Here is a 25,758-nt window from a genome sequence, read left to right on the forward strand (position 1 = left end):
CTCCCACAGGTACAGCGCAAGCTTTGAAAGCTATGCGCTCCATGTGGGAGCGGGTACTGCCTTGAAATCTGTGTTGCACCTCAGATCTCGACCTGGGTCCCCAGCTCGATCACCCGGTTCAGCGGCAGGTTGAAGAAGCGCAAGTTGCCGTTGGCATTCTTCAGCAGGAATGCGAACAGGTTGCCCCGCCAGCGCGACATTCCCTCCAGCCGTGAGGCGATCACGGTCTCGCGGCTGAGGAAGAAGGTGGTGCGCATCGGGCTGAAATCCAGGTCTTCCAGGTGGCACAGCTTCAACGCCGCCGGCACGTCCGGTTCGTCCATGAAGCCGAAGTGCAGCAACACGCGGAAGAACCCGTCGCCATAGGCCTCTACCTCAAAGCGCTCCTGCTCCGGCACCCGTGGCCGATCCTCGCTGACCACCGTCAGCAGCACCACCTGGCTGTGCAGCACCTGGTTATGCAGCATGTTGTGCAACAGCGCATGGGGTACCGCATCGGAGCGTGCCGTGAGGAACACCGCCGTGCCTTCGACCCGGTGCGGAGGCTGAATGCGGATACTGCTGATGAACAGCTGCAGCGGCAGCGCGCCTTCGTCGATGCGCTCCATCAGGATCTGCTTGCCGCGCTTCCAGGTGCTCATCAACAGGAACAGCACAGCGCCGGCCAGGACCGGGAATGCCCCGCCTTGGATGATCTTCGGCACGTTGGCGGCAAAGAACAGCCCATCCACAAACAGGAAACCCAGCAGGATCGGCACCGCCAGCACCGGTGGCCACTTCCACAGCAGCAACAACACCGCCGAGACCAGGAGCGTGGTCATCAGCATGGTACCGGTCACCGCCACGCCGTAGGCCGCCGCCAGGGCGCCGGACGACCCGAAGCCGATCACCAGCAGCACCACGCCAACCATCAGCGCCCAGTTCACCGCACCGATGTAGATCTGCCCCTGCTCGTCGCTGGAGGTGTGCTGGATCTGCATGCGTGGAATGTAGCCCAGCTGGATGGCCTGGCGGGTTAGGGAGAAGGCCCCCGAGATCACCGCCTGCGAGGCGATCACCGTAGCCATGGTGGCCAACCCGACCAGCGGCAGCAGTGCCCAGCCCGGCGCCAGCAGGTAGAAGGGGTTACGTGCCGCCTCAGGGTTCTGCAGCAGTATCGCGCCCTGGCCAAAGTAGTTGAGCACCAGCGCCGGCAGCACCAGGACGAACCAGGCGCGGGCGATCGGCTTGCGGCCAAAGTGGCCCATGTCGGCGTACAGCGCCTCGGCACCGGTCAGCGCCAGCACCACCGCGCCAAGGATGGCCACGCCCATGCCGGGGTGAACCACGAAGAAGTTCACCGCCCAGGCCGGGTTGAATGCCTTGAGCACTTCCGGGCTCTGCGAGATGCCATGCACTCCCAGCGCGCCCAGCGCCACGAACCAGGTGACCATGATCGGGCCGAACAGCTTGCCGATCTTCTCGGTGCCGTGCTTCTGCACCAGGAACAGCGCCACCAGCACCACCAGCGAAATCGGCACCACCCAGTGATCGATGCCTTCGAAGGCCAGCCCCATGCCCTCGACCGCCGACAGCACCGACACCGCCGGGGTGATCATGCTGTCGCCATAGAACAGCGAAGCGCCGATCAACCCGCACACCACCATCAGCGTACGCAACCTCGGGTAGGCCGCCGTGGCCCGCCGCGCCAGTGCAGTCAGTGCCATGGTGCCACCCTCGCCCTGGTTGTCGGCGCGCAGGATGAACATCACGTACTTGAACGACACCACCCACAGCAGCGACCACAGGATCAGCGACAGGATCCCCAGCACGCCGTCATGGTTGACCGGCACTCCGTACCCCCCGCTGAAGACTTCCTTGAGGGTATACAACGGGCTGGTACCGATATCGCCATAAACCACCCCGACCGCCGCCACGAGCAGGCTCAACGACCGCGTCGCGCCCTGCTTCCCCTCGTGCCCGCCCTCGGCGTGACTGCTTGCCTGAACCATCGACCACTCCCGCAGACGGCCTTGCAAGGCCAGTAGAATTCCCCATGCGCCAGGTGATACTGATACCCCCGACACAATGGCGCGAAGCATAGCGCAGCGTTCGTCGCATTTCTGCTGGTCAAGCGACCCTGCGCTCGCTAGAATTGCGCACTTTTTGATCAGAGGCGCCAAAAGCGCCCGTCAAGATCGCCCCCTATTCCGGTCGGGCGACCTGCATTCAATACCGAGGTTAGTCATGTCCACCACGCCCGCCACCCCCAAGGTAGGTTTCGTAAGCCTGGGTTGCCCAAAAGCCCTGGTCGATTCCGAGCGCATCCTGACCCAGCTGCGCATGGAAGGCTATGAAGTCGTGCCCACCTACGAGGACGCCGACGTGGTGGTGGTCAACACCTGCGGCTTCATCGACAGCGCCAAGGCCGAGTCGCTGGAAGTGATCGGCGAAGCGATCAAGGAAAACGGCAAGGTCATCGTCACCGGCTGCATGGGTGTCGAGGAAGGCAGCATCCGTGACGTGCACCCGAGCGTGCTGTCGGTCACCGGCCCGCAGCAGTACGAGCAGGTGGTCAACGCCGTGCACGAAGTGGTGCCGCCACGCCAGGACCACAACCCGCTGATCGACCTGGTACCGCCGCAGGGCGTCAAGCTGACCCCGCGCCACTATGCGTACCTGAAGATTTCCGAAGGCTGCAACCACAGCTGCAGCTTCTGCATCATCCCGTCGATGCGCGGCAAGCTGGTCAGCCGCCCGGTCGGCGAAGTGCTGAGCGAGGCCGAGCGCCTGGTCAAGGCCGGGGTCAAGGAGATCCTGGTGATTTCCCAGGACACCAGCGCCTACGGCGTCGACGTCAAGTACAAGACCGACTTCTGGAACGGCCGCCCGGTCAAGACCCGCATGCTCGAGCTGTGCGAAGCCCTGAGCAGCCTGGGTGCCTGGGTACGCCTGCACTACGTGTACCCTTACCCGAACGTCGACGACGTGATCCCGCTGATGGCCGCCGGCAAGATCCTGCCGTACCTGGACATCCCGTTCCAGCACGCCAGCCCGAAAGTGCTCAAGGCCATGAAGCGCCCGGCCTTCGAAGACCGCACCCTGGCACGTATCAAGAACTGGCGCGAGCAGTGCCCGGAGCTGGTGATTCGCTCCACCTTCATCGTCGGCTTCCCGGGCGAGACCGAGGAAGACTTCCAGTACCTGCTGGACTGGCTGACCGAAGCCCAGCTGGACCGCGTGGGCTGCTTCCAGTACTCGCCGGTGGAAGGCGCCCCGGCCAACGACCTGGGCCTGGAAGAAGTGCCGGACGACGTCAAGCAGGACCGCTGGGACCGCTTCATGGCCCACCAGCAGGCCATCAGCGCCGCCCGCCTGCAACTGCGCATCGGCAAGGAAATCGACGTGCTGATCGATGAAGTGGAAGAGCAAGGTTCGGTTGGCCGCAGCTTCTTCGATGCCCCGGAAATCGACGGCAGCGTGTTCATCGATGGCGACCACGGCTTCAAGCCGGGTGACAAAGTGCGTTGCCGCGTGGTGGATGCCGACGAATACGACATGTGGGCTGAACCCATTTAATCGCGCTGGAACATAATGCCTGTCAGTTATGTAATTTGGGGCCGCTTCGCGGCCCATTGACGCTATCTGACAGGCATTACCGGGTCTGGGGCTTTTTCGTCAGAACGCGTGAAAAAGCATCAGGCCGCCCTCTGCATCCGGGCTGGCATCCGAGAAGCCTTTGACTGCATAGAGTTGCACTTTCCACTGCTGGTTGAGCTTGTGTGTCAGGAACAGGGTAAGTTCCTTGATCTGCGCGCCCGTCGAGACGACCTTCTGCCGCCAGTCGTAGGAGGCGCCCGCCGAAGTGCCTGCAGCCACGGGCATGGCGAAGCCGAGACTGGCAAATATCGGGTCGTCGAAATCGCTGTCGGGCGGGTCGCCGAACTTCTTCCAGCCCAGGGTCGCGAAGCCGGTCACCGGGCCAAAGGCCTTGGCGATGTCGACCTGGCCGGTGTAGTCGTATTCACCGGTGCCCAGGCACTGGTCTTCATCGGCAGTGGGGAATTTGACCTTGCCGATCAGGTCCAGCATCAGGCCGCCGTCACTGCCATCGAGCAGGGCATAACCGGCGCTGGCAACCGTGTCCCCCAGCCCGCTTTCCACATCCCGGCAGCCACCGGGCAAGGGGTCACCATTCGGGCCCACTTCAGGGTTGGTGATGCGCAGCCAGGGCACGGTGACCTTGTAGGTCATTGGGCCGGTTTCATACTTGCCGACCACGGGGACGTACCAGATTTCCGAGGTTGTACCCGTGCCATAGTCGCCACTTGAATAGTCCATGCCTATGGCGGCGCTGAAGGTATCGCCCAGGACCGACGCGCTGGCGCATGACAGCAAGCAAGCGAAAAGAGGGAGCGTGGGTCTCATCTGCACCTCGGTATCCCGGACGGGAAGGGTGATCGCACTTACCCAGCCTAGTTGCCTAATGCCCGGATCGCTCTGGATGCTCCACTTTTTCGACTTTCTCTACTGTCTCGGGCCTTTCGACCTTTTCAACCTTCTCTACTTTCTCGACCTTCTCTACTTTTTCTACCTTCTCGACTTTCTCAGGCTTTTCGATCTTCTCGACCTTTTCGGGCTTCTCGGCTTTCTCGATCTTCTCGACTTTTTCTACTTTCTCTACCTTTTCAACCTTCTCTGCTTTTTCAATCTTTTCCACCTTTTCAAGCTCGACCTTCTCTACCCGGTCAGAGCTTCCACTATTGCTGCTCTCGGGTTGCTCCACGGTGTCGACATGTTCCGACTTTCCGGACTTGTCCACGCTTTCAGTACTGTCCCGACCACTGGAATCGTCAGCACCGCCGTGCCCGCTGTGGTCATCGCTGCTTTCAATGCGATCACTGGTCGCATCGCGTCCGCCATGCCCGCTATTGCTGGAACCTTCAGCGTCACGGGTGCCGCGCTCGCTGGCACGCCCCGAATGCCCTCTGTCCGGGTTGTCAGCACGGTCGTCATCGAACTCCACGCGGGTTGCCCGCAGCTCGTGCCTGCCATTGAACACCCCGCTCACCCGCACACGTTGATCGAGTGCCAATGCCGCGGGCTGCTTGCCGACGATCACGGTGCCCTGCCCCAGCGTCACCTTGATGCCTGCCACCACCAGTTGTTGAGCGTGGCTGCGCTGTACCAGCCCCTCGATCACCGCCGTCTGCACACGGCCAGCAAAAGGCAGGCTCGGGTCTGGGCGGGTTTGCGCCACTTCCAGCTGCCGTCCGGTCCACTGCCCACGTACCAGCACTTCCCGCGCAGGTGCCACACGGGTTCCCAGCTTCAGCCCCTGGAGGCTGCCGGCACGGTCAACCGCACCGATGGCACTGGCTTCCCTGAGCCCCGGCGCCCGCTCGATACGACTGGCTACCACTTCGCCCCTGGCATCGCGCAGGCCACTGACCCTGACCGGCTCGCCCGGGCGCAGCCCTTCAGCCACCCGCGCCCCTGCAGCAAGCCGCACAGGTTGGCCCATGACCCGCAGGGGGGCCGAAGCATTGGGCAGTGCCGTCAGCGGCCCTTCGTAAACGTTGAGGATCGAGATGCGCCCTGCTTGCAGGCCGCGTTTGCCGGCAAATGCCTCCACCGCGACAACCTGGCCGATTGCCAGGTGAGCGCTACTGGCAGGCGCACCGTTTTCACTCACCGGCACGTCCTTGCCAAAGTGCACTTCCAGGCCATTGACGCAGATCGAGGCAAACCCGGTGATGGTGCCGACGATGCCCGTGCCACCGGTACCGCCCGGGCGCAGGATCGGTGCGCCGGTACCGCCTACCCCGCCGTGATCGATGAAGGTGCCGTCCACACCGTCGGCTACCGCACCGGTCCCGCCCGTGCCGCCGGGACGCTGCGGCAGCGGCGCACCGGTGCCACCCACTCCGCCGTTTTCGCTGCGTACACCGGTACCACCGACCCCGCCCGTCCTGGCCCCGGTACCACCAATACCGCCCGGAAACTGCAAGCCCGCCGCCCCCGCCATACCCACTTCGTCACGGCTGACACATACCGGTGCTGCGGCCACCTCGGCAGGCGCCACCAGGTTCAGCCCGAAACCCAGGACCAGTGTGACGACACTGAGGCAGCGCGCGAGGGAAGTCATGGGTCTGGTGTCTTCGACAAATCGGGGTCGGTAGTTTCAGTGTAGAAATAAAGCCCTACCGTGATGCGCTGACGTTGCTCGGCGCTGGGCACATCGGCATCTTCCAGGTCTGATGCGAGCCGACTGAAGGCAAGCAGCATCTGCATGCCGTCCTTGTCCACCGCCGCACGCAGATGATCGACGCTGGCCGGGCTCAAGGCGTCGTAGTGCACACTGCGTTCAAAGAACGGCTGGCCGTCCCCACTCAGGTTGTGCACTGCTGCGCAGGCATGGTCATGCAGGTTGTGGCCAAAGTACGCGGCCTTTTCGTCGAAGCCCTTCTGCGGCACGAATGCCTGGGCCTCCAGGTGAACACAGTCCTGGTCGTCGAGCCGGACGATACCCAGGCGCAACCACTCATCCAGCACCACCCGCCCGCGGATGTCGGTGCTGATCTTCGCCACCAGCGCATCGAAGGAACAATCGCCGCCAACGCTCGCCAGGCGCGGCAACGGCAGCGCCTGGCCAGGCGCCGAGCAGAACGGCTTGCCAGTGGTCCACATATTGACCAACTGTGCACCTAACGTGATGTTTCCCGGCAGCGCGGCGAGCGATACGCCCCCCTCGCTGCGCAAACGCCGGACATCCTTGCGATGCACGCCCGTGAGCAAGCTGATGCGGCTGTCGGTCGGGGCTGTACCGTCCAGGCGAAACTCGCGATGGGCCACGTCGACGAACACTTCCTTGAGCAGGTCGGCGAACATCGTGTAGGTGACCCCTTTGCGCAGCATCAGGCGCACCAGAGGACGCATGACACGCCGCAGTGCGCTTAACATCGAAGGGGGGATGGTAGGCGATTGCATTGAGCGCATTCCTTGACAGATGAACCCAGTATACGACGCGGGAAAAGATCCCACACCAACTGTGACCATATCCCTGACGAGATGAGGGATAGTCGTCGGCGCTCATTGCATTCGCGTTGAGTGGGGCTGCCGTGTATCCGTACCTGGCCTCATGCAGGCCCGCCCCGTGGGCGCTGCATGAGACCGTTCAGAGCCAGTCAGCTCCTGCTGTTGTCATCACCCGGTTCGCCTGCGGCATGCTCACCGCGGTCATCACCCGGTTCGCCACCCAGATGGTCGCCACGATCATCACCAGGTTCACCACCAGCGTGATTGCCGTGGTCATCGCCAGGCTCACCGCCAACATGATTGCCATGATCGTCCCCGGGCTCACCGCCAACGTGATTGCCATGATCGTCACCGGGCTCACCGCCAACGTGATTGCCGTGATCGTCCCCAGGCTCACCGCCAACGTGATTGCCATGATCATCACCCGCTTCAGCGTGGTTGCCGCTGCGCCCAGAGTTCGAGGAGCCGTCATGGCCGCGCCCACTGTTGCCGGCATGGCCATCTCCATCCCCGCCAGCGCCGTGGCCGCCGCCTTCACCGCCATGGCCGCCACCGCCATGGCCACCACCGCTACCTCCGTGACCACCACCGCCACCACCATCCTTGGCGTAGGCGCTGGAGCCATTGGATATCGAGTCTGGGATCAGAACGATGGAAGTCGACAGCACGCCAGCAACGGCAACCGCCAATAGCGCCTTTTTGAACAGCACATGTATTTGCATATTTCGTCTCCAGGTCGTCGCCATGAGAAACGCCAAATCAAGCCGGGAATCCTGTGTTCGGTTCTTGCTTTTCATTGTGTGGGAATTTTTCCCACGGAAAAGTAATAGACCGCCAAACCCCGAGGTTCAAGCAGCGCACGGAGAAGCCGACCGGTGGTTGGCCTGCTATGTTTGCCTTATCGTCATGGAGGAACACCGGCATGCATTCGGTACTGACGCTGCAAACCCCGCGCTTGAGTGACTACGGCGAACTGGTACAGGTGTGGGAGGACTCGGTACGCGCCACCCACGACTTCCTGCCGGATTGCTACATCGTCTTGCTGCGCGACCAGGTGCTGCGTCGCTACCTCGATGCAGTGATGCTGATCTGCTGCAAGGACCGCCAGCGCATCTGCGGCTTCGCCGGGGTCGCCAACGGGCGCGTGGACATGCTGTTCGTCGCACCGGAGTACCGTGGCAAAGGGGTTGGCAAGCGCCTGCTGCACTATGCGATCGACGAACTGAATGCCGAGCGCCTGGACGTCAACGAACAGAACCCGCAAGCCTTGGGCTTCTACCTGCACGAGGGCTTCGAGGTGATCGGCCGTTCGGAAACCGACGGCCTGGGGCAACCCTACCCGCTGCTGCACATGCGCCTGCGCAAAACGGCGTAAATGACACAGATTCCCAGCCCCTCTGCCGCGCGGGCAGGTACAATGCAGGTCTTTCCCTGCCTTTGCGAATTGCCGTCATGTCCGAACCCGTCCGCCTGTCCAAACGCCTTATCGAGCAGCTTGGCTGCTCCCGCCGCGAGGCCGAACTGTATATCGAGGGCGGCTGGGTCACGGTCGATGGCGTGGTGGTCGAGCAACCGCAGTTCAAGGTCGAGCAGCAACGCGTCGAACTGCTGCCGGGTGCCCGTGCCGAAACGCTGGAACCGGTAACCCTGCTGCTGAACCAGCCGGCCAGCGTGGACAGCGAGACCGCCCGCGCCAGCATGAACATGAGCAACCTCAGCGAAGCCCACCGCGAAGGCCTGCGCGCACTGCACGGGCATTTTGCCCGGCAGGCCTGCGTGGCGCCGCTGGAGCGCGGTGCCAGCGGCCTGCAGGTATTCACCCAGGACTGGCGGGTAACCCGCAAGATCGACGCCGACCTGCGCCGCCTGGAACAGGAATTCATCGTTGAAGTGCGCGGCGAGACCACGCCCCAGGCGCTGGAACGCCTGGCGCGCGGTGCCACCCGCAATGACCGCGAGCTGCCTAAAGCCAAGGCCAGCTGGCAGAACGAAACCCACCTGCGCATGGCCCTGAAAAACCCGCAGCCCGGGCAGATCGCCGAGCTGTGCGCCTACCTGCGCCTGGAGCTGGTAGGCATGCGCCGCATTCGCCTGGGTGGCGTGTCGATGGGCAAGCTGCCCCTGGGCCAGTGGCGCTACCTGGCCACTACCGAACGTTTCTAAGCAATACGCCGCGCCACAGGTGCGGCACCTGAACAGGATTCTGCAACAATGAACCACAACGACGTCCTGCGCAGCCTGCGCTACATGCTCAAGGTGAATGACGCCAAGATGGCCGAAATCATCGGGCTATCCGGCCTCGACGTGCATCCCCTGGTGCTGGCCACCTACCTGAAGAAGGAAGACGAGGAAGGCTTCGTGCGGTGCCCGGAACGGGTCATGGCGCACTTTCTCGACGGCCTGGTGATCCACCGCCGCGGCAAGGATGACAGCCGCCCGCCGCAGCCGATCGAGCTGCCGGTAACCAACAACCTCATCCTCAAGAAGCTGCGGGTGGCCTTCGAGCTCAAGGAAGATGACCTGCATGCGATCCTCAAGTCGGTCAACTTCCCGGTCAGCAAACCCGAGCTCAGCGCGCTGTTCCGCAAGGCCGGCCATGACAACTACCGCCCTTGCGGCGACCAGCTGCTGCGCAACTTCCTCAAGGGCCTGACCCTGCGCGTGCGCGGCTGATTGGCCATGCAGCATACGGTTACCCCGGTCGGCATCATCCGCTCCTGCTTCAAGGAGAAGTTCGCCATCCCGCGCCAGCCGCAACTGGCGCCCGCCGCACGCGGCGTGCTCGAGCTGCTGCCGCCGTTCGACCAGGGCGATGCGGTCGAGGGGCTGGAGCAGGTCAGCCATGTCTGGCTGCTGTTCCTGTTCCACCAGGCACTGGAAGACAAACCCCGCCTGAAAGTGCGGCCACCGCGCCTGGGCGGCAACAAGAGCATGGGTGTGTTCGCCACCCGCGCCACTCACCGGCCCAATGGCATCGGCCAGTCGGTGGTACGCCTGGAAGGCGTGGAGCCAGGGCGCCTGCTGTTGTCTGGCATCGACCTGCTCGACGGTACGCCGGTGCTGGACATCAAGCCGTATGTGCCATACGCCGATAGCATCGCTGGCGCCAGCAACCAGATGGCCAGCCAAGCGCCTGCCGCGATCCCCGTGCAGTGGGCCGACAACGCCCTGCCCCAGGCCCGCGAACATGCACTGCGCCTGGGTGAACCGCTGGTGGAGCTGATCGAGCAGTGCCTGGCGCAGGACCCACGGCCGGCCTACCAGGTGCCGCCGGCCGAGCGGGTCTATGGGGTGAAGTTCTGGGATGTGCAGGTGCGTTGGCACTACCCGCAACCGGACGTGATCCGGGTGCTGGAGGTGGTGAAAGATTGAGGATCACAGGCCCGGCCCATCGCCGGCAAGCCAGCTCCCACAGGGACCGCACAATGCTCAGGCCTGTGGTGACCCTGTGGGAGCTGGCTTGCCGGCGATAGGGCCGGGCCTGAAAGCACAATAATCACCCACAAAAAAGGCGACCCTGAGGTCGCCTTTTTCTTTTCACCATCCCGCGATCAGTGAGCCGGGCCTTCAGCCACGCCCAGGTCGTCGGTCGGACGGGTATCGACCAGCGGCGCACCACCGGAGGCCAGCTCCGATGCCAGCTTGTCGTTGTCCATTTCCTTCACCCACTTGGCCACAACCACGGTGGCAACAGCATTGCCAACCAGGTTGGTCAGGGCGCGGGCTTCGGACATGAAGCGGTCGATGCCGAGGATCAGCGCCAGGCCGGCAACCGGCAGGTGGCCAACGGCCGACAGGGTGGCGGCCAGGACGATGAAGCCCGAACCGGTAACGCCGGCAGCACCCTTGGAAGCCACCAGCAGCACCAGCAGCAAGGTGATCTGGTGAGTGATGTCCATGGTGGTGTCAGTGGCCTGGGCGATGAACACCGCAGCCATGGTCAGGTAGATCGAGGTGCCATCGAGGTTGAACGAGTAACCGGTCGGGATGACCAGGCCAACCACCGACTTCTTCGCACCCAGGCGCTCCATCTTGGCCAGCATGCGTGGCAGGGCCGACTCCGAGGAGGAAGTACCCAGCACGATCAGCAGTTCTTCACGGATGTAGCGGATCAGCTTGAGGACACTGAAACCGTGGGCGCGGCAGATACCGCCCAGCACCACCAGCACGAACAGCAGGCAGGTGATGTAGAAGCAGGCCATCAGGTAGCCCAGTTGCACCAGCGAGCCAACGCCGTACTGGCCGATGGTGAAGGCCATTGCACCGAAGGCACCGACCGGGGCCAGTTTCATGATCATGTTGATGATGTTGAACATGACATGGGCGAAGCGGTCGATCATGTCCAGCACCGGCTTGCCGTAGCTGCCCAGGCGGTGCAGGGCGAAGCCGAACAGCACGGAGAACATCAGCACTTGCAGGATGTCGCCGTTGGCGAAGGCGCCGACCACGGTGTTGGGGATGACGTTGAGCAGGAAGCCGACAGTGGTCTGCTGCGCGCCGGCGGCGGCGTAGGCAGCCACGCTGCTGGCGTTCAGGGTGCTGACGTCAATGTGCATGCCAGCGCCCGGCTTGACCACGTTGACGACGACGAGGCCGATGATCAGGGCGATGGTGGAGACGATTTCAAAGTACAGCAGCGCGTAGCCGCCGGTCTTGCCGACCGACTTCATGCTCTGCATGCCGGCGATGCCGCTGACCACGGTACAGAAGATGATCGGGGCGATGACCATCTTGATCAGTTTGACGAAGCCGTCACCCAAGGGTTTGAGGGCGACGCCGGTCTCTGGGTAGTAGTGGCCGAGCAGGATGCCGATGGTGATGGCGACCAACACCTGGACATACAGGGATTTGTACAGCGGCTGACGTGTCGTCATGGCTAATTTTCCTCAAGTGTGCCGGTTCACCCTTCCCAGGGCGATGGGGCACCTGAATCGCTAACCCTCCTGCACCTGGAGGGATTTGTCGTTGTGTTCGAGCTGCCTGGGCAGGCCTCTGCGAGGATCAATAGCAAGGGTGGTGCCAAAATGCCCACCAAGGGTGCAAAGGCTGTATTTGCGAGGGATAAACGCCCAACGACGGGGCGGTTTGCCTGAGGAAGGCTGGCGGATTTCCGCCCGGTGGCGGGATTTGTACAGGGGCATTGGCGGGAATCCGCCCATTGTGACTTGCCTGTGCCGGCCTCTTCGCGGGTAAACCCGCTCCCACAGGTACTGCACAGGGCTCGAGTGCAGTGCGCCCCCTGTGGGAGCGGGTTTACCCGCGAAGAGGCCGGCCAACCCAGCAAATCACTCGAGGTTGAAGGTGATCCTGAACGCCGCGCCCCCCAGAGGAGAATCCCCCAGGCTCAGCTCGGCGTCATAGCTGTCGACGATATCCTTGACCACCGCCAGCCCGATTCCCTGCCCCGGGTGCTGGCTGTCCAGCCGCTCCCCACGCTCCAGAATCCGCTCACGCTGGTGCGCCGGCACCCCCGGCCCGTCGTCCTCGATGCACAAGGTCAACTGCCCAGGCGCCTGTTCCAGGCTTACGCGCACCTGGCCCAGGCTCAAGCGGTAGGCGTTCTCCAGCAGGTTGCCCAGCAGCTCCAGCAACGCGCCCTGCTCCATCGGCACCTGCGCCGCATCGGGTAGTTGCAGCGTCACATCCACCCGCTTGTCCCGGTACACCTTGGCCAAGGTGCTGCACAGGCTTTCGAGCAACGGCCGCAGCAACACGCTGTGGCGTACCAGGCCGCTCTTGCGCAGGCTGGCGCGTTGCAGCTGGTAGTCGATCTGCTGGCTCATGCGCTCGATCTGGCTCTGCAGCACGCGCGCCTGCTCGCGCTCGCCGCTACGCTGCTGCAGGCTTTCGCCCACCCCCTGCAACACCGCCAGCGGCGTCTTCAGGCTGTGCGCCAGGTCATCGAGCGAATCACGGTAGCGCTGACGCTGCTCGCGCTCGCTGCGCAACAGGCGGTTCAGCGAGCCGGTCAGGCGCAGCAGCTCCCGTGGGTGTTCGCCACTCAGACCATCCCGCACGCCCGACTCCACGTCGTCCAGCTCGCGGCTGAGCCGGCGCAACGAACGCAGGCCCCAGGTCAGGCCGGCCCACAGCAGCACCAGCAGCGCCAGCAAGGCCGCGCCAAAGCCCAGGTAGAGCTTTTCGCGCAGGCCATCGAGGGTGTGCTGGTATTCGCGCACCGGTTGCAGGGCAACGATGCTGTAGGCGGCGCTCTGGCCACCCAGCAGCTTGATCTCGACGTCATAGACGAAGAACTCTTCGCCATCGGCCTGGTGAATGCGGGCGAATTCGTTGCCGCGGCCGTCGTAGCGCGGGCGGTAGTTGACGTTCTGCGCGGCGGTTGCCCGCGACTGCCAGACCAGCTTGCCGTCGCGGTCGAAGATATAGCCGAGCAGGCCGGTGTACGGCAGGTTGTAACGCTCGTCCGGCAGCAGCGTCGGCATCTGCAGTTGGCCGTGTTCGATGCGCGCAGCGGAAATCAGGGTGGTCACATCCGAGGCCAGGCGTTGTTCGATCGACTCCTGCAGGGCCAGGCTGAAGGCCTTCTGCAAGGCCGGCAGCAGCGCCAGCATGAACAGCAGCGCCAGCACCGCGGCCGCCAGCATCAGGCGCACCCGCAGCGAACGGATCATCGGCAGCGCTCGGTGAACAGGTAGCCCAGGCCGCGCACGGTGTCGATCGGTTTGAAGCCGTGCTCGCCCTCGAGCTTGCGCCGCAGGCGGCCGACCAGCACTTCGATGACATTGGGGTCGCGTTCCTCGTCACCCGGGTACAGCTGCTCCATCAGGCGGTCCTTGGCCACCACCTGCTGGTGATGGCGCATGAGGTATTCGAGGATGCGGTATTCGTAGGCGGTCAGGGCCAGGGGCTGCTCGTCCAGCGTCGCCTGCTTGCGGTTGAGGTCGAGCACCAGCGGGCCGGCGGCAATGGTCGATTGGGTAAAGCCGCTGGAACGGCGCAGCAGGGCGTTCAGGCGTGCCTCGAGTTCTTCGAACTGGAACGGTTTGACCAGGTAGTCGTCGGCACCCGCGGCCAGGCCCTCGACCTTGTCCTGCCAGTTGCCGCGGGCGGTGAGGATGAGAATGGGGAAGGTCTTGTCCTGGCTGCGCAGGCGCGTGATCAGCTCCAGCCCGCTGATGCCGGGCAGGCCCAGGTCGATGATGGCCAGGTCGAAGTGGTATTGCCCGGCCTGGTACAGCGCCTCCTCGGCATCGGCGACCGCCTCGACCACATGGCCGCTTTCGCCCAGGCGGGTGTAGAGGTGATGGCGAAGCAGGGCTTCGTCCTCGACCACCAGCAGTTTCATGTGCAGCTCCTTGATATGTATTGCCTGTACCGGCCTCTTCGCGGGCACGCCCGCTCCCACAGGGATCGCACAGGCTCCAAGGCTCGTGCAGTACCTGTGGGAGCGGGCGTGCCCGCGAAAGGGCCGGTACAGGATAACCCGGCTCGCCCGTCAGAACTTGTAGCTTGCAGCCAGGTAGGTCTGCGCGCTGCTGGTCAGGCGCAGGGTGCCGTCCTTCGGCCCGCCGTGCGCACCCACTTCGGTGGCGGCGTTGGTACGCAGGTAACGGTAGCCCAGTTCCACCGAAGCCTTGTCGGTGATGTCCTGGATCACGCCGGCCTGCAGGCCATACGCGTAACCGTAGTCGGTATCCCGGCTGGCACCCGGCGAGTCCTGGGTCAGCTTGGTCACGCCCAGGCTGCCGCCACCGAACAGCTTGGTGGTATCACCCACCGGCAGGAACAGGTCGTAGCTGCCCAGCAGGTTTTCCTGGCGCAGCTTCAGGCCGCTGTGGTCGCCCGAGACATTGTCGTAAGTCATGTAGTAGCGGCCCTGGTCATTGATCTTGCCCACGCGCACACCCCAGGTGTCGTCCTTGCCGATGATGCCGTCGGCGTTGAGGTGGTCGGTGTTGCGCTGCAGCAGGCCGGACTTGCGAACCTTGTCGCTGGTCTGGCCGTAGGTCAGGCTGGCGAAGTTGTCGTCAGCGGCCTGGGCAGTGGTGATGCCAGCGGCGCAGACGGCCATGGCGGCAAGCAGGGTGTTGAAGGTTTTCATGGCTGGATACTCCAGTTGAGTGCGCTGTTTCGGTCTGGAAGCTAGAGTAAGCAGGGCACCCTGAACCGCGACTGAACCCTGGCTGAACCTCGGCTGAACGAACCGTTTGCAGAACAAGGAGTAGTGACCATGCGCGCCCTGCTGGCCTTGACCCTGATGTGCAGCGCCGCCCTCGCCCAAGCGGCGGTACAAACCCGCGAGATCCCCTACCAGGACGCCGACGGCAACCGCCTGGTCGGCTACTACGCCTATGACGACGCCATCGAAGGCAAGCGCCCCGGCATTGTCGTGGTGCATGAGTGGTGGGGGCTGAACGACTACGTCAAGCGCCGCGCCCGCGAGCTTGCGGCGCTGGGCTACAACGCACTGGCCATCGACATGTATGGCGACGGCAAGCAAACCGAACACCCTGCCGACGCCAAGGCGTTCATGACAGCGGCGACGAAAGACCCCAAGGCCGCGGAGCGGCGCTTCGATGCCGGCCTGGAGCTGCTCAAGCTGCAGCCCAATACCAACAAGCACCAGTTGGGGGCAGTGGGTTACTGCTTTGGCGGCAAGGTGGCGCTGGATGCCGCGCGGCGAGGGGAAAAGCTCGATGGCGTGGTGAGCTTCCACGCCCCGCTGGTCACGCAGACACCGGCCAGGCCGGGCGTGGTGCGGGCCGATATCCTGGTGGAGCATGGTGCGGCGGACTCCCTGGTGACCGAGCAGCAGGTGGAAGCGTTCAAGGCGGAAATGGATGCAGCCAAGGTCAACTACCAGTTCGTCAGTATTCCCGGGGCCAAGCACGGGTTCAGCAACCCGGATTCGGACCGCATGGGGCACGGTGAACATGGCGGGCCGGATATTGCCTACAACAAGGTAGCGGACGAGAGCTCCTGGGCGGATATGCAGGCGTTCTTCAAGAAGGTGTTCAAGTAAACAACGCGAGGGTCCGCTTTGCGGCCCAATCGCCGGCAAGCCAGCTCCCACAGGGGCCGCGCAAAGCTTGGGCCGTGCACTGTACCTGTGGGAGCTGGCTTGCCGGCGATTGGGCTGCAAAGCAGCCCCTGCGATTCGATCTCCCACACCGTCGCCTCGGCTGGCACAATACCCCCCCATGAACACACTCCCCGCCTGCTGCGCCCCGCTCCAGCACCACTGGCCCCTGCCCCGCCCACTACCCGGCTCGGTGCTGGTCAGTTGTTACTTCGACCCCGCCCGCCTGGCACCCGACGACTTCCAGCGCGCCGGCGTCGTGCCAGGCGCCAGCCTGCAGCGTTCGGTGGCCAAGCGTCAGGCCGAGTACCTGGCCGGCCGGGTATGTGCCCGCGCCGCGCTGCAGCGCCTGGACGGCCGTGACTACGTGCCCGGTACCCACGAGGACCGTTCGCCCATCTGGCCCGCCGGCATCCACGGCTCGATCACCCACGGCAAAGGCTGGGCTGCCGCCGTGGTTGCTGCCGAGGGCAGTTGCCAGGGCCTGGGCCTGGATCAGGAAGCACTGCTGGATGACCAGCGTGCCGAGCGGCTGATGGGCGAAATCCTCACCCCGCCCGAACTCGAGCGCCTGGACCGCCGCCAGCTCGGCCTTGCCGTCACCCTGACCTTCTCGCTGAAGGAAAGCCTGTTCAAGACGCTCTACCCGCTGACCCGCCAGCGCTTCTACTTCGAGCACGCCGAAGTGCTGGACTGGTCCGCCGAAGGCCTGGCCCGCCTGCGCCTGCTCACCGACCTGTCGCCGCAGTGGCGGCATGGCGCCGAACTGCAGGGCCAGTTCTGCCTGCAGGACGGCCACCTGCTCAGCCTGGTCAGCGTCTGACCGTCACGACGGTGCCTGCTGCCGTGGCCAGTTCAGGCTGAAGCAGGCACCGCCCAGCGCGGCGCTGCGCCCCACCGTGGCCCGCCCCGCGTGCCAGTAGATGATCCGCCGCACGATAGACAGGCCCAAGCCATGCCCGCCCGAGGCGCGGGTACGGCTGTCGTCGAGGCGGGTGAACGGTGTGAAGATGCGGTCCCAGACGCCCTCGGGGATGCCCGGGCCGTCATCCTCCACGTCGATGCGGCAGCGTTGCTGCCCCAACTGGTAGCTCAGGCGCACCTCGGCCTCTGCGTGGCGCATGGCGTTGCCCACCAGGTTCTGCAGGGCCCGGTGCAGGTAGCGCGGTTCGGCTTCGACCCAGGCGCCTTCGCCATCCGCGCCCTGGCACTCACCACGCACCACCCGTACCTCGGCACGCAGCGGCGCAAGCTCTTCGATCACCCGGTCGAGCAAGGCGTCCAGGTCTACCCGCTCGAACTTCAGCGCCGGTGCGCCCTGCTCCAGACGGGCGTAGGTGAGCATCTCGTCGACCAACTTGTCGAGGTCCTGGATATCGCCGTCCATGCCCGCCAGGTGCTTGGCCCGGGCCTGCTCGGTGGTGGCACTTTCGATCATCTCCAGGCCAAAGCGCAGGCGTGCCACCGGCGTGCGCAGCTCGTGGGAAACCGCCCGCACCAGCTCGCGCTGCATGGTCAGCGAGCGCTGCAGGTGCTCGGCCATGCCGTTGAAGGCCGCGGCCAGGCGCCCCACCGAGTCGGCGTCGCCGGCCGGCACACGGGTGTCCAGGCTGCCCTGGGCGATGCGCGTGGCGGCAATCTCCAGCCCCGACACACGCCGCTCCAGTTGGCGCACCAGCAGGTAGACCACCAGGCCGATCAGGCACAGGCCAAGAAAGGTGATCAGGATCAGCAACTGCGGCGGATACGGGTTGAGCTGGTACAGCGGGCCGATTTCCAGCACCCAGGGCGAACCCGCCAGCCCGGCGAACACGCGGATCGAGTCACCATCCTTGCCCAGGGCCATGACCGTGTCGCCCTCCTCGACCCGGCGCCGCTGGTCATCGTCCAGGCTCACCCGCTCGATGCGCTGCAGGGCCACGCCAAAGCCGAAGCCCTTTTCTTTCTTGATCTGTGCCAGGCGCTGCTGCTGTTCGGTCACCGGGTAGCGCACCAGTTCGTCGGCCAACAGATAGAGGGTGGCCCGCGCCAGTTGCTCGCTGATCTGTTTGATCTGCGCTACCAGCATCAGGTCTTCCTGGCCGACCTTGCGCAGCACCTGGGCCGCATGCGGGCCGGTCTTCTCGACCACCACCAGGCCGCGGTACAGGCGCGCCCGCTGGCCGCCATCGAGTGTGCGCGCGGTCATCGGTTGCAGCGCCAGCGGCACGCCGAGCAGGCGCTCCCAGATCAGCAGCGAGCGCTTGCGTTCGGTGTCGTTCTGCAGCGCCAGGTTGTCGGCCATCAGGCTGAAGGTACCCTGGGCCAGGCCCTCGCGGTGCTGGGCGGCACGCACTTCGTTGACCAGGTGCAGGCTGAGCACCCCGAGCAGGGCCACCAGCACCAGCACGGCCAGCATGCCGCCATAGATGCGCAGGAAGATCGAGTTGTTCATGGGGCCTCGCCGACGAACAGGTAGCCCTTGCTGCGCAGGGTCTTGATCAGCCTTGGCTGGAGCGGGTCGTCGCCGATCTTGGGGCGGATTCTGGAAATGCGTATGTCGATGGAGCGGTCCTGGCCGTCGTAGCCGACGCCACGCAGAGCAGTGAAGATCTGCTCGCGCGTCAGCACCCGCCCGGCGTTGCTGGCCAACAGCCAGAGCAGGTCGAATTCGGCGCCGGTCAGCTCGATCAGCTGTTCCCCCAGACGCGCCTCGCGCAGGCGATTGTCGATGCGCAGCGCGCCGAAGGCCAGGTCCTGGCGCTTGCTGTCCGGTGCTTCGCTGCGGCGCAGCAGGGCCTGAATGCGTGCCAGCAGCAGGCGTGGGCGTACGGGTTTGCAGACGTAGTCGTCGGCCCCCAGGTCCAGGCCCTGCACCTGGTCGAGTTCATCGCTGCGGGCGGTCAGCATGAGGATCGGGCCGGGGTACTGGCTGCGCACCCGGCGGCAGATGCTCAGGCCGTCCTCGCCGGGCAGCATCAGGTCGAGAATGACCAGGTCGGGCTGGCTGTCGACGATGCGCCGCGCGGCGCGGGCGCCATCGCCCTCGACGCTGACTTCGTAGCCGTTGGCCTGCAGGTACTCGGCGGTGAGCTCGGCCAGGCGCTGGTCGTCTTCGACGATGAGGATGCGGGGTGCGGGGTGGTCCATGGCTTGTGCCTTTTGTTTGTTGTTTTTCTATGGCCTGTGCCGGCCTATTCGCGGGCTCGCCCGCTCCCACAGGGACCGCGCCCCTTTCAAGGCTTGCACAGTACCTGTGGGAGCGGGCGTGCCCGCGAAGGGGCCGGTGCAGGCAACATAACCCTTTAACCAAAAAGCAACATCCCCTCGGAATACTACGGCTGCCATGCGGTACTGCCAACCTGCCAGCAGCCCCTAGACTGAACCGTTTTTTGTGATAGGGTTCGCGCCCGAAAAATTCTGCCCCGGGGCAGCAAGGCGCAGAAAAATACTGCAAACCACTTGGCACAAGGCCTACAGCGAATACCCACCATTCACTCACAAAGTACGCACAAGTTATCCACAGGCGCTCGCCTTGCAAAGCCCCCGATACCGCATTATCTTGTATCCCGATCGCAGCGAACCACTAGATATAGGGGTTCGTGCAAAATCACACACAAAAGTCAACCCGCAAAATCAAGCGATTTTTTCGGGTGAACTTCAAGTGATTCCAGCAGCCAAACCGCTCCTGCGGAGGCGACCGAGGCAAGCCCTTCCAGGGCCTTGTTCGGGTATGGGTGTTACAGGCCAGGCCTGGCATCCATCAGCAACAGTTTTTGGGCCCGGCCCAGAACCTTTGACTTCGGCCAGGGAGCGGCGAGCCAATTGCCCTTATTCCTGAGTCTGTCCCGAAGTTGGTACGCCCGCGCGGGCGGATGCGCATGCATTGCCCATCCCCGCCGGGCCATCGAGCAAGTGGACGGAACGGTGGGCGCCCAAAAGGCGCCTGAACAATATAGAAACTGTGGAGACACCCACCCATGCAAACCGACACAACTCGCGAGAACCCGCAGGCCAAGGTGCCGCAGGCCGCCGATTCCAACCAGGATCTGGCCGCCACCGCTCCCGGCCAACTGCGTGTGATCAAGCGTAACGGCACTGTCGTCCCCTACACCGACGACAAGATCACCGTGGCCATCACCAAGGCGTTCCTCGCAGTTGAAGGCGGCACCGCCGCCGCTTCGTCGCGCATCCACGACACCGTCGCGCGCCTGACCGAGCAGGTCACCGCCACGTTCAAGCGTCGCATGCCATCGGGTGGCACCATCCACATCGAAGAAATCCAGGACCAGGTCGAACTGGCCCTGATGCGCGCCGGCGAGCAGAAGGTCGCCCGTGACTACGTGATCTACCGCGAGCAGCGCGCCAAGGAGCGTGCCACCCGCGTCAACACCGAGTCCGTGGTCGAGCCGCACCCAAGCATCCGCATCACCCTGGCCGACGGCAGCCTGGCGCCGCTCGACATGGCCCGCCTGAACACCATCATCAGCGAAGCCTGCGAAGGCCTGGCCGAAGTCGATGGCGACCTGATCCAGCGCGACACCCTGAAGAACCTGTACGACGGCGTGGCCATCAAGGACGTCAACACCGCCCTGGTGATGACCGCCCGTACCCTGGTCGAGCGCGAGCCGAACTACTCGTTCGTTACCGCCCGCCTGCTGATGGACACCCTGCGCGCCGAAGGCCTGGGCTTCCTGAACGTGGCCGAGAGCGCCACCCACCACGAAATGGCCGACCTGTACGCCAAGGCCCTGCCGGCCTACATCGACAAAGGCGTCGAGTTCGAGCTGCTGGACCCGGCCCTGAAAGGCTACGACCTGGACCGCCTGGGCAAGGCCATCGACCACGAGCGTGACCAGCAATTCACCTACCTGGGCCTGCAGACCCTGTACGACCGCTACTTCATCCACAAGGATGGCGTGCGCTTCGAGCTGCCACAGGTGTTCTTCATGCGTGTGGCCATGGGCCTGGCGCTGGAAGAGAAAGACAAAGAAGCCCGTGCCATCGAGTTCTACAACCTGTTGTCGTCCTTCGACTACATGGCCTCGACCCCGACCCTGTTCAACGCCGGCACCCTGCGCCCGCAGCTGTCCAGCTGCTACCTGACCACCGTGCCGGACGACCTGTCGGGCATCTACCACGCGATCCACGACAACGCCATGCTGTCGAAATTCGCCGGTGGCCTGGGCAACGACTGGACCCCTGTGCGTGCACTGGGCTCCTACATCAAGGGCACCAACGGCAAGTCGCAGGGCGTGGTTCCGTTCCTGAAAGTGGTCAACGACACCGCCGTTGCCGTCAACCAGGGTGGCAAGCGCAAGGGCGCCGTGTGTGCCTACCTGGAAACCTGGCACCTGGACATCGAAGAATTCATCGAGCTGCGCAAGAACACCGGTGATGACCGTCGTCGTACCCACGACATGAACACCGCCAACTGGATCCCTGACCTGTTCATGAAGCGTGTCTTCGATGACGGCAAGTGGACCCTGTTCTCGCCTTCGGAAGTGCCAGACCTGCACGACCTGACCGGCAAGGCCTTCGAAGAGCGCTACGAGTACTACGAAGCCCTGACCGAGTACAACAAGATCAAGGTGTTCAAGACCATCCAGGCCAAAGACCTGTGGCGCAAGATGCTGTCGATGCTGTTCGAGACCGGCCACCCGTGGCTGACCTTCAAGGACCCGTGCAACCTGCGTTCGCCGCAGCAGCACGTGGGCGTGGTCCACAGCTCGAACCTGTGCACCGAGATCACCCTGAACACCAACAAGGACGAGATCGCGGTCTGCAACCTGGGCTCGATCAACCTGCCGAACCACATCGTCGACGGCAAGCTGGACACCGCCAAGCTGCAACGCACCGTGAACACCGCCGTGCGCATGCTCGACAACGTGATCGACATCAACTACTACTCGGTGCCGCAAGCGCGTAACTCGAACTTCAAGCACCGCCCGGTCGGCCTGGGCATCATGGGCTTCCAGGATGCGCTGTACCTGCAGCACATTCCGTACGGCTCCGATGCTGCCGTCGAGTTCGCCGACAAGTCGATGGAAGCGGTCAGCTTCTACGCCATCCAGGCGTCCTGCGACCTGGCCGACGAGCGCGGTGCGTACGAGACCTTCCAGGGTTCGCTGTGGTCCAAGGGCATCCTGCCGCTGGATTCGCAACAGATCCTGATCGAGGCCCGTGGCGCCAAGTACATCGACGTCAACCTGGAAGAGTCCCTGGACTGGGCCCCGGTGCGCGAGCGCGTCAAGAAAGGTATTCGTAACTCGAACATCATGGCCATCGCGCCGACCGCGACCATCGCCAACATCACCGGCGTGTCGCAGTCCATCGAGCCGACCTACCAGAACCTGTACGTGAAATCGAACCTGTCGGGCGAGTTCACCGTGATCAACCCGTACCTGGTCCGCGACCTGAAGGCCCGTGGCCTGTGGGACTCGGTAATGATCAACGACCTGAAGTACTACGACGGTTCGGTGCAGCAGATCGAGCGTATCCCGCAAGAGCTGAAGGACCTGTACGCCACCGCGTTCGAAGTCGAGACCAAGTGGATCGTCGATGCCGCCTCGCGTCGCCAGAAGTGGATCGACCAGGCCCAGTCGCTGAACCTGTACATCGCCGGCGCCTCGGGCAAGAAGCTGGACGTGACCTACCGCATGGCCTGGTACCGTGGTCTGAAGACCACCTACTACCTCCGTGCCCTGGCCGCGACCAGCACCGAGAAGTCGACCATCAACACCGGCAAGCTCAACGCCGTTTCCAGCGGTGGCGACAGCGCCCCGGTCCAGGCAGCCGGCCCTGCGCCAGTGCCGAAGGCCTGCGCGATCGACGAGCCTGACTGCGAAGCCTGCCAGTAAGGCCTGAGTGCCGCGCGGGGTGCCCACGGGCGCCCCGCGCGGCATTTTTGTATCCGCCCTGCGCTGAAACCGGCCGCGTAACTTCGGTCGAAGAAGCACGCAGGCATCTCAAGACACGCATTGCCGAAACGTTGCATACAACTCGGTAGCTGCGGATTGACCCGGTTCCTGTAGGAGCGGCCTTGTGTCGCGATGGGCCGCAAAGCGGCCCCGGCGATGTATGTGGCGAAGCTGCAATATTGGGGGCGCTTTCGCACCCCATCGCGACACAAGGCCGCTCCTACAAAGATCGCGCCAACACCACATCCTGTGCTTAAAAAATAAATAACCACAACATATAGTGCCTTTCGCGTTTTACCGCTACACTTCCCCCCTGTATCTGATGACACACGCTTCGTGAACGGACGCACGCAAAACCGGTCGAAAAAGTTACCCTCGCCCGCCAGACACGCGCCCCGATCGAAGGCGAATTCCGGTATACTGCGCCCCCTCTGAAAAGGGCACCTTTCAATTGTCCTGGCCCCTCCGAGAGGCCTGGCCAGGTACAAGCCAGAACACACCAGATGTAAACGAGAGTCAGCCTCTCGAGCTGTCCATTCGCCGTAACGGCCTTGCGTCAGGCATCACATTCTTAAAATCCAACCGGTTGCCCCAGGGCGACCCTCAAGCAGGAGCCAAACCATGCTGAGCTGGGACGAATTCGACAAGGAAGACGGCGAAGTAGCCGCCAAAGGCAACACCCCTGCGCAGGCCGCTGCCGCCGCCACCCTCGACAAGCTCGACAGCGCCGGTGGTGCCGCCGCCCTGGAAGCCCGTGCCGCCACAGCCGACGACTCCGAGGCCGTCAAGCGCGCCAAGGCTGCCCTGAACGACCTCGACATCGCCGAAGGCCTGGCCGAGCTGGAAGGCTCCGGCGCCCGCGTGCGTGTTGACGAAAAGCGCATGATCAACTGCCGCGCCGACCTCAACCAGCTGGTACCGTTCAAGTACGACTGGGCCTGGCAGAAGTACCTGGACGGCTGCGCCAACCACTGGATGCCGCAAGAGGTCAACATGACCGCCGACATCGCCCTGTGGAAGAGCATGGACGGCCTGACCGAAGACGAGCGTCGTATCGTCATGCGCAACCTCGGCTTCTTCTCCACTGCCGACTCGCTGGTAGCCAACAACCTGGCCCTGGCCGTGTACCGCCTGATCACCAACCCGGAGTGCCGCCAGTACATCCTGCGCCAGGCCTTCGAAGAGGCGATCCACACCCACGCCTACCAGTACTGCATCGAGTCGCTGGGCATGGATGAAGGCGAGATCTTCAACATGTACCACGAGATCCCGTCGGTAGCGAAGAAAGCCGCCTGGGGCCTGAAGTACACCCGCGCCATCTCCGATCCGGAATTCAACACCGGCACCGTCGAAACCGACAAAGAGCTGCTGCGCAACCTGATCGCCTACTACTGCGTACTGGAAGGCATCTTCTTCTACTGCGGCTTCACCCAGATCCTGTCCATGGGCCGCCGCAACAAGATGACCGGCGTGGCCGAGCAGTTCCAGTACATTCTGCGTGACGAGTCGATGCACCTGAACTTCGGTATCGACGTGATCAACCAGATCAAGATCGAGAACCCGCACCTGTGGGATGCGGCGATGAAGGAAGAAGCGACCCAGATGATCCTGCAAGGGACCCAGCTGGAGATCGAATACGCCCGTGACACCATGCCACGCGGCGTGCTGGGCATGAACGCCGCGATGATGGAAGACTACCTCAAGTTCATCGCCAACCGTCGCCTGACCCAGATTGGTCTGAAGGAAGAGTACCCTGGGACTACCAACCCGTTCCCGTGGATGAGCGAGATCATGGACTTGAAGAAAGAGAAGAACTTCTTCGAGACCCGTGTGATCGAGTATCAGACTGGTGGGGCGTTGAGCTGGGATTGATATCCGAGCGAGCATAAAAAAGGCTGCCGATTGGCAGCCTTTTTTATTGGCCGGGAAAAGCCGAAGAGGAAGCTTCCTACAAGGTTCTCATTGTGACTTTTGTAGCGTCGCGATAACGTCTGTCGGAGCTTAAGAACGCTCACGCAGCGGTATTCCGTTCCCGTTAGCAGCGGCTCTCCAAATCAGGATGGCCAAGATGGACAGTTTCAATGCACCTACCCTCTTCACCCGCCACAACCGCCCCCTCCACACCCTCTGGCTCGAATCCCAAGCCTGGTTCTGCGCCCACGAACTCGGCCGGCTGAGTGGTCACTTCTACGACGAACACTGCATGCGCAAGCTCGACCCGGATCAGTACCGCTCCGTGCAGTTGCTGCGCTATGGCAAGTACCAGGAAACCACGATGGTCAGCGAATCCGGGGCCTATACCTTGTTGGCGCATCACCATGTGCCGGAGAACCGGCATTTGCGCTGGTGGCTGACGCATGAGGTGGTGGCGGTGCTGCGTGATCGGCAGGCGGACGGCGTGGAGGATGTCCCGCGACTGGGGCAGATGTGCTGGCCTGGGGGGCGGAGCGCGACGTTGTTGTATTGGCAGAGTGAGCCTTGGGTGAGGATGCGGGATATGCCGGTGGTGCTGGCTGGGGAAGTGCAACAGCTGCCGCTGGTAGAGAGGCCGAAGTTGAGTTGGCGGGAGTGTGCGCAGCGGGCGCTGCGGTTGCATGGGGTTTAAGCGGCGGTTTTGCCTGGGCGGGCCTCTTCGCGGGTGAACCCGCTCCCACAGGTATGGACTGCCCCCGAAAAGTTGGACAGTTTTAGCCAGTGGCCTGGGTCCTGTAGCTGACAGGGCTCAGGCCATTGAGTTTCAGCCTGATGCGGTCATGGTTGTAGTAATGGATGTACTCCTCCAGGCCCGCCTTCAGCTGTTCG

General features: G+C 63.7%; 22 protein-coding genes. 10 read left to right on the forward strand and 12 right to left on the reverse strand.

Translation table 11 applies throughout. The annotated features are described in order from the left end of the window. Positions 1-80: 80 nt before the first annotated feature. On the reverse strand, positions 81-1,991 hold the full coding sequence (locus CAG22_RS22545) for a potassium transporter Kup (protein WP_085706223.1): 1,911 nt from the start codon (positions 1,989-1,991) through the stop codon (positions 81-83). A gap of 235 nt (positions 1,992-2,226) precedes the next feature. Between CAG22_RS22545 and rimO the strand changes: the two genes are divergently transcribed. Beyond that, positions 2,227-3,558 (forward strand): 30S ribosomal protein S12 methylthiotransferase RimO, encoded by a 1,332-nt coding sequence (gene rimO / locus CAG22_RS22550; RefSeq protein WP_013973825.1) that lies wholly within the window; start codon positions 2,227-2,229, stop codon positions 3,556-3,558. Positions 3,559-3,657: 99 nt separating this feature from the next. On the opposite strand, the gene CAG22_RS22555 is transcribed toward rimO, so the two are convergent. The 4 genes from CAG22_RS22555 to CAG22_RS28805 form a co-directional block, all read right to left on the reverse strand. After that, complete coding sequence (locus CAG22_RS22555) at positions 3,658-4,407, reverse strand: hypothetical protein (protein WP_024087593.1); 750 nt, start codon at positions 4,405-4,407, stop codon at positions 3,658-3,660. A 55-nt stretch (positions 4,408-4,462) separates the two neighbouring features. Further along, a complete protein-coding gene (locus CAG22_RS22560) occupies positions 4,463-6,127 on the reverse strand; it encodes a DUF5666 domain-containing protein (RefSeq protein WP_085706224.1) in 1,665 nt (554 codons plus the stop codon). Further along, positions 6,124-6,969, reverse strand: a complete 846-nt coding sequence (locus CAG22_RS22565; RefSeq protein ID WP_025340275.1) for a DUF6502 family protein — start codon at positions 6,967-6,969, stop codon at positions 6,124-6,126. The genes CAG22_RS22560 and CAG22_RS22565 overlap by 4 nt, the downstream gene beginning before the upstream one ends. Before the next feature lie 197 nt (positions 6,970-7,166). Continuing rightward, positions 7,167-7,739 carry a hypothetical protein gene (locus CAG22_RS28805; protein ID WP_085706225.1) on the reverse strand — a complete coding sequence of 191 codons (573 nt, stop codon included), beginning with the start codon at positions 7,737-7,739 and terminating at the stop codon, positions 7,167-7,169. A gap of 200 nt (positions 7,740-7,939) precedes the next feature. Here CAG22_RS28805 and CAG22_RS22575 point away from each other — a divergent pair, with 200 nt between their 5' ends. From CAG22_RS22575 to tsaA, 4 genes are all read left to right on the forward strand, one after another. Then, positions 7,940-8,392: a GNAT family N-acetyltransferase gene (locus CAG22_RS22575; RefSeq protein ID WP_023663473.1), complete on the forward strand. Its 453-nt coding sequence runs from the start codon at positions 7,940-7,942 to the stop codon at positions 8,390-8,392. A 77-nt stretch (positions 8,393-8,469) separates the two neighbouring features. Continuing rightward, positions 8,470-9,180, forward strand: a complete 711-nt coding sequence (locus CAG22_RS22580; protein ID WP_085706226.1) for an rRNA pseudouridine synthase — start codon at positions 8,470-8,472, stop codon at positions 9,178-9,180. A gap of 48 nt (positions 9,181-9,228) precedes the next feature. After that, positions 9,229-9,690, forward strand: a complete 462-nt coding sequence (locus CAG22_RS22585; RefSeq protein WP_013973832.1) for a DUF1456 family protein — start codon at positions 9,229-9,231, stop codon at positions 9,688-9,690. A gap of 6 nt (positions 9,691-9,696) precedes the next feature. Continuing rightward, on the forward strand, positions 9,697-10,389 hold the full coding sequence (gene tsaA, locus CAG22_RS22590) for a tRNA (N6-threonylcarbamoyladenosine(37)-N6)-methyltransferase TrmO (protein ID WP_085706227.1): 693 nt from the start codon (positions 9,697-9,699) through the stop codon (positions 10,387-10,389). 179 nt (positions 10,390-10,568) lie between these two features. Here the strand turns inward: tsaA and CAG22_RS22595 are convergent, their stop codons facing one another. The 4 genes from CAG22_RS22595 to CAG22_RS22615 form a co-directional block, all read right to left on the reverse strand. After that, complete coding sequence (locus CAG22_RS22595; RefSeq protein WP_085706228.1) at positions 10,569-11,891, reverse strand: dicarboxylate/amino acid:cation symporter; 1,323 nt, start codon at positions 11,889-11,891, stop codon at positions 10,569-10,571. Positions 11,892-12,302: 411 nt separating this feature from the next. Continuing rightward, positions 12,303-13,649, reverse strand: coding sequence for an ATP-binding protein (locus CAG22_RS22605; RefSeq protein WP_075046077.1), 1,347 nt, complete (start codon positions 13,647-13,649; stop codon positions 12,303-12,305). Continuing rightward, entirely contained in the window at positions 13,646-14,323 is a 678-nt protein-coding gene (locus CAG22_RS22610; protein ID WP_025340281.1) for a response regulator, read from the reverse strand. The genes CAG22_RS22605 and CAG22_RS22610 overlap by 4 nt, the downstream gene beginning before the upstream one ends. Positions 14,324-14,473: 150 nt before the next feature. Further along, the gene (locus tag CAG22_RS22615) at positions 14,474-15,079 is read right to left on the reverse strand and encodes an outer membrane beta-barrel protein (protein WP_013973837.1); all 606 of its coding nucleotides are present in this window, start codon (positions 15,077-15,079) and stop codon (positions 14,474-14,476) included. Between the two features lie 129 nt (positions 15,080-15,208). On the opposite strand from CAG22_RS22615, the gene CAG22_RS22620 reads away from it, so the two are divergent. Together CAG22_RS22620 and CAG22_RS22625 are read left to right on the forward strand one after the other, a co-directional pair. Then, a complete protein-coding gene (locus CAG22_RS22620) occupies positions 15,209-16,000 on the forward strand; it encodes a dienelactone hydrolase family protein (RefSeq protein ID WP_085706229.1) in 792 nt (263 codons plus the stop codon). Between the two features lie 178 nt (positions 16,001-16,178). Further along, on the forward strand, positions 16,179-16,880 hold the full coding sequence (locus tag CAG22_RS22625; protein ID WP_085706230.1) for a 4'-phosphopantetheinyl transferase: 702 nt from the start codon (positions 16,179-16,181) through the stop codon (positions 16,878-16,880). 3 nt (positions 16,881-16,883) lie between these two features. On the opposite strand, the gene CAG22_RS22630 is transcribed toward CAG22_RS22625, so the two are convergent. Together CAG22_RS22630 and CAG22_RS22635 are read right to left on the reverse strand one after the other, a co-directional pair. After that, positions 16,884-18,491, reverse strand: coding sequence for an ATP-binding protein (locus tag CAG22_RS22630; RefSeq protein WP_085706231.1), 1,608 nt, complete (start codon positions 18,489-18,491; stop codon positions 16,884-16,886). After that, entirely contained in the window at positions 18,488-19,186 is a 699-nt protein-coding gene (locus CAG22_RS22635) for a response regulator transcription factor (protein WP_085590720.1), read from the reverse strand. Before CAG22_RS22635 ends, CAG22_RS22630 begins: the two co-directional genes overlap by 4 nt. Before the next feature lie 830 nt (positions 19,187-20,016). Between CAG22_RS22635 and CAG22_RS22645 the strand changes: the two genes are divergently transcribed. The 3 genes from CAG22_RS22645 (at position 20,017) to CAG22_RS22655 (ending at position 25,561) form a co-directional block, all read left to right on the forward strand. Further along, complete coding sequence (locus CAG22_RS22645; RefSeq protein WP_025340287.1) at positions 20,017-22,896, forward strand: ribonucleoside-diphosphate reductase subunit alpha; 2,880 nt, start codon at positions 20,017-20,019, stop codon at positions 22,894-22,896. Between the two features lie 681 nt (positions 22,897-23,577). Beyond that, positions 23,578-24,828, forward strand: a complete 1,251-nt coding sequence (locus CAG22_RS22650) for a ribonucleotide-diphosphate reductase subunit beta (RefSeq protein WP_085706232.1) — start codon at positions 23,578-23,580, stop codon at positions 24,826-24,828. A gap of 196 nt (positions 24,829-25,024) precedes the next feature. Continuing rightward, on the forward strand, positions 25,025-25,561 hold the full coding sequence (locus CAG22_RS22655) for a Bro-N domain-containing protein (protein ID WP_085706233.1): 537 nt from the start codon (positions 25,025-25,027) through the stop codon (positions 25,559-25,561). A gap of 82 nt (positions 25,562-25,643) precedes the next feature. On the opposite strand, the gene CAG22_RS22660 is transcribed toward CAG22_RS22655, so the two are convergent. Beyond that, the coding region (locus tag CAG22_RS22660) for an IS3 family transposase (RefSeq protein ID WP_139833478.1) at positions 25,644-25,758 on the reverse strand (115 nt) is incomplete at its 5' end.

The sequence above is a fragment of the Pseudomonas sp. B8(2017) genome, assembly GCF_002113575.1.
GTDB lineage: Bacteria > Pseudomonadota > Gammaproteobacteria > Pseudomonadales > Pseudomonadaceae > Aquipseudomonas > Aquipseudomonas putida_Z.

Bases quoted from the DNA above. Each gene is read 5' to 3' on its own strand.
- CAG22_RS22545 (WP_085706223.1), bottom strand. From the start codon at position 1,991: ATGGTTCAGGCAAGCAGTCACGCCGAGGGCGGGCACGAGGGGAAGCAG.
- rimO (WP_013973825.1), top strand. From the start codon at position 2,227: ATGTCCACCACGCCCGCCACCCCCAAGGTAGGTTTCGTAAGCCTGGGT.
- CAG22_RS22555 (WP_024087593.1), bottom strand. From the start codon at position 4,407: ATGAGACCCACGCTCCCTCTTTTCGCTTGCTTGCTGTCATGCGCCAGC.
- CAG22_RS22560 (WP_085706224.1), bottom strand. From the start codon at position 6,127: ATGACTTCCCTCGCGCGCTGCCTCAGTGTCGTCACACTGGTCCTGGGT.
- CAG22_RS22565 (WP_025340275.1), bottom strand. From the start codon at position 6,969: ATGCAATCGCCTACCATCCCCCCTTCGATGTTAAGCGCACTGCGGCGT.
- CAG22_RS28805 (WP_085706225.1), bottom strand. From the start codon at position 7,739: ATGCAAATACATGTGCTGTTCAAAAAGGCGCTATTGGCGGTTGCCGTT.
- CAG22_RS22575 (WP_023663473.1), top strand. From the start codon at position 7,940: ATGCATTCGGTACTGACGCTGCAAACCCCGCGCTTGAGTGACTACGGC.
- CAG22_RS22580 (WP_085706226.1), top strand. From the start codon at position 8,470: ATGTCCGAACCCGTCCGCCTGTCCAAACGCCTTATCGAGCAGCTTGGC.
- CAG22_RS22585 (WP_013973832.1), top strand. From the start codon at position 9,229: ATGAACCACAACGACGTCCTGCGCAGCCTGCGCTACATGCTCAAGGTG.
- tsaA (WP_085706227.1), top strand. From the start codon at position 9,697: ATGCAGCATACGGTTACCCCGGTCGGCATCATCCGCTCCTGCTTCAAG.
- CAG22_RS22595 (WP_085706228.1), bottom strand. From the start codon at position 11,891: ATGACGACACGTCAGCCGCTGTACAAATCCCTGTATGTCCAGGTGTTG.
- CAG22_RS22605 (WP_075046077.1), bottom strand. From the start codon at position 13,649: ATGATCCGTTCGCTGCGGGTGCGCCTGATGCTGGCGGCCGCGGTGCTG.
- CAG22_RS22610 (WP_025340281.1), bottom strand. From the start codon at position 14,323: ATGAAACTGCTGGTGGTCGAGGACGAAGCCCTGCTTCGCCATCACCTC.
- CAG22_RS22615 (WP_013973837.1), bottom strand. From the start codon at position 15,079: ATGAAAACCTTCAACACCCTGCTTGCCGCCATGGCCGTCTGCGCCGCT.
- CAG22_RS22620 (WP_085706229.1), top strand. From the start codon at position 15,209: ATGCGCGCCCTGCTGGCCTTGACCCTGATGTGCAGCGCCGCCCTCGCC.
- CAG22_RS22625 (WP_085706230.1), top strand. From the start codon at position 16,179: ATGAACACACTCCCCGCCTGCTGCGCCCCGCTCCAGCACCACTGGCCC.
- CAG22_RS22630 (WP_085706231.1), bottom strand. From the start codon at position 18,491: ATGAACAACTCGATCTTCCTGCGCATCTATGGCGGCATGCTGGCCGTG.
- CAG22_RS22635 (WP_085590720.1), bottom strand. From the start codon at position 19,186: ATGGACCACCCCGCACCCCGCATCCTCATCGTCGAAGACGACCAGCGC.
- CAG22_RS22645 (WP_025340287.1), top strand. From the start codon at position 20,017: ATGCAAACCGACACAACTCGCGAGAACCCGCAGGCCAAGGTGCCGCAG.
- CAG22_RS22650 (WP_085706232.1), top strand. From the start codon at position 23,578: ATGCTGAGCTGGGACGAATTCGACAAGGAAGACGGCGAAGTAGCCGCC.
- CAG22_RS22655 (WP_085706233.1), top strand. From the start codon at position 25,025: ATGGACAGTTTCAATGCACCTACCCTCTTCACCCGCCACAACCGCCCC.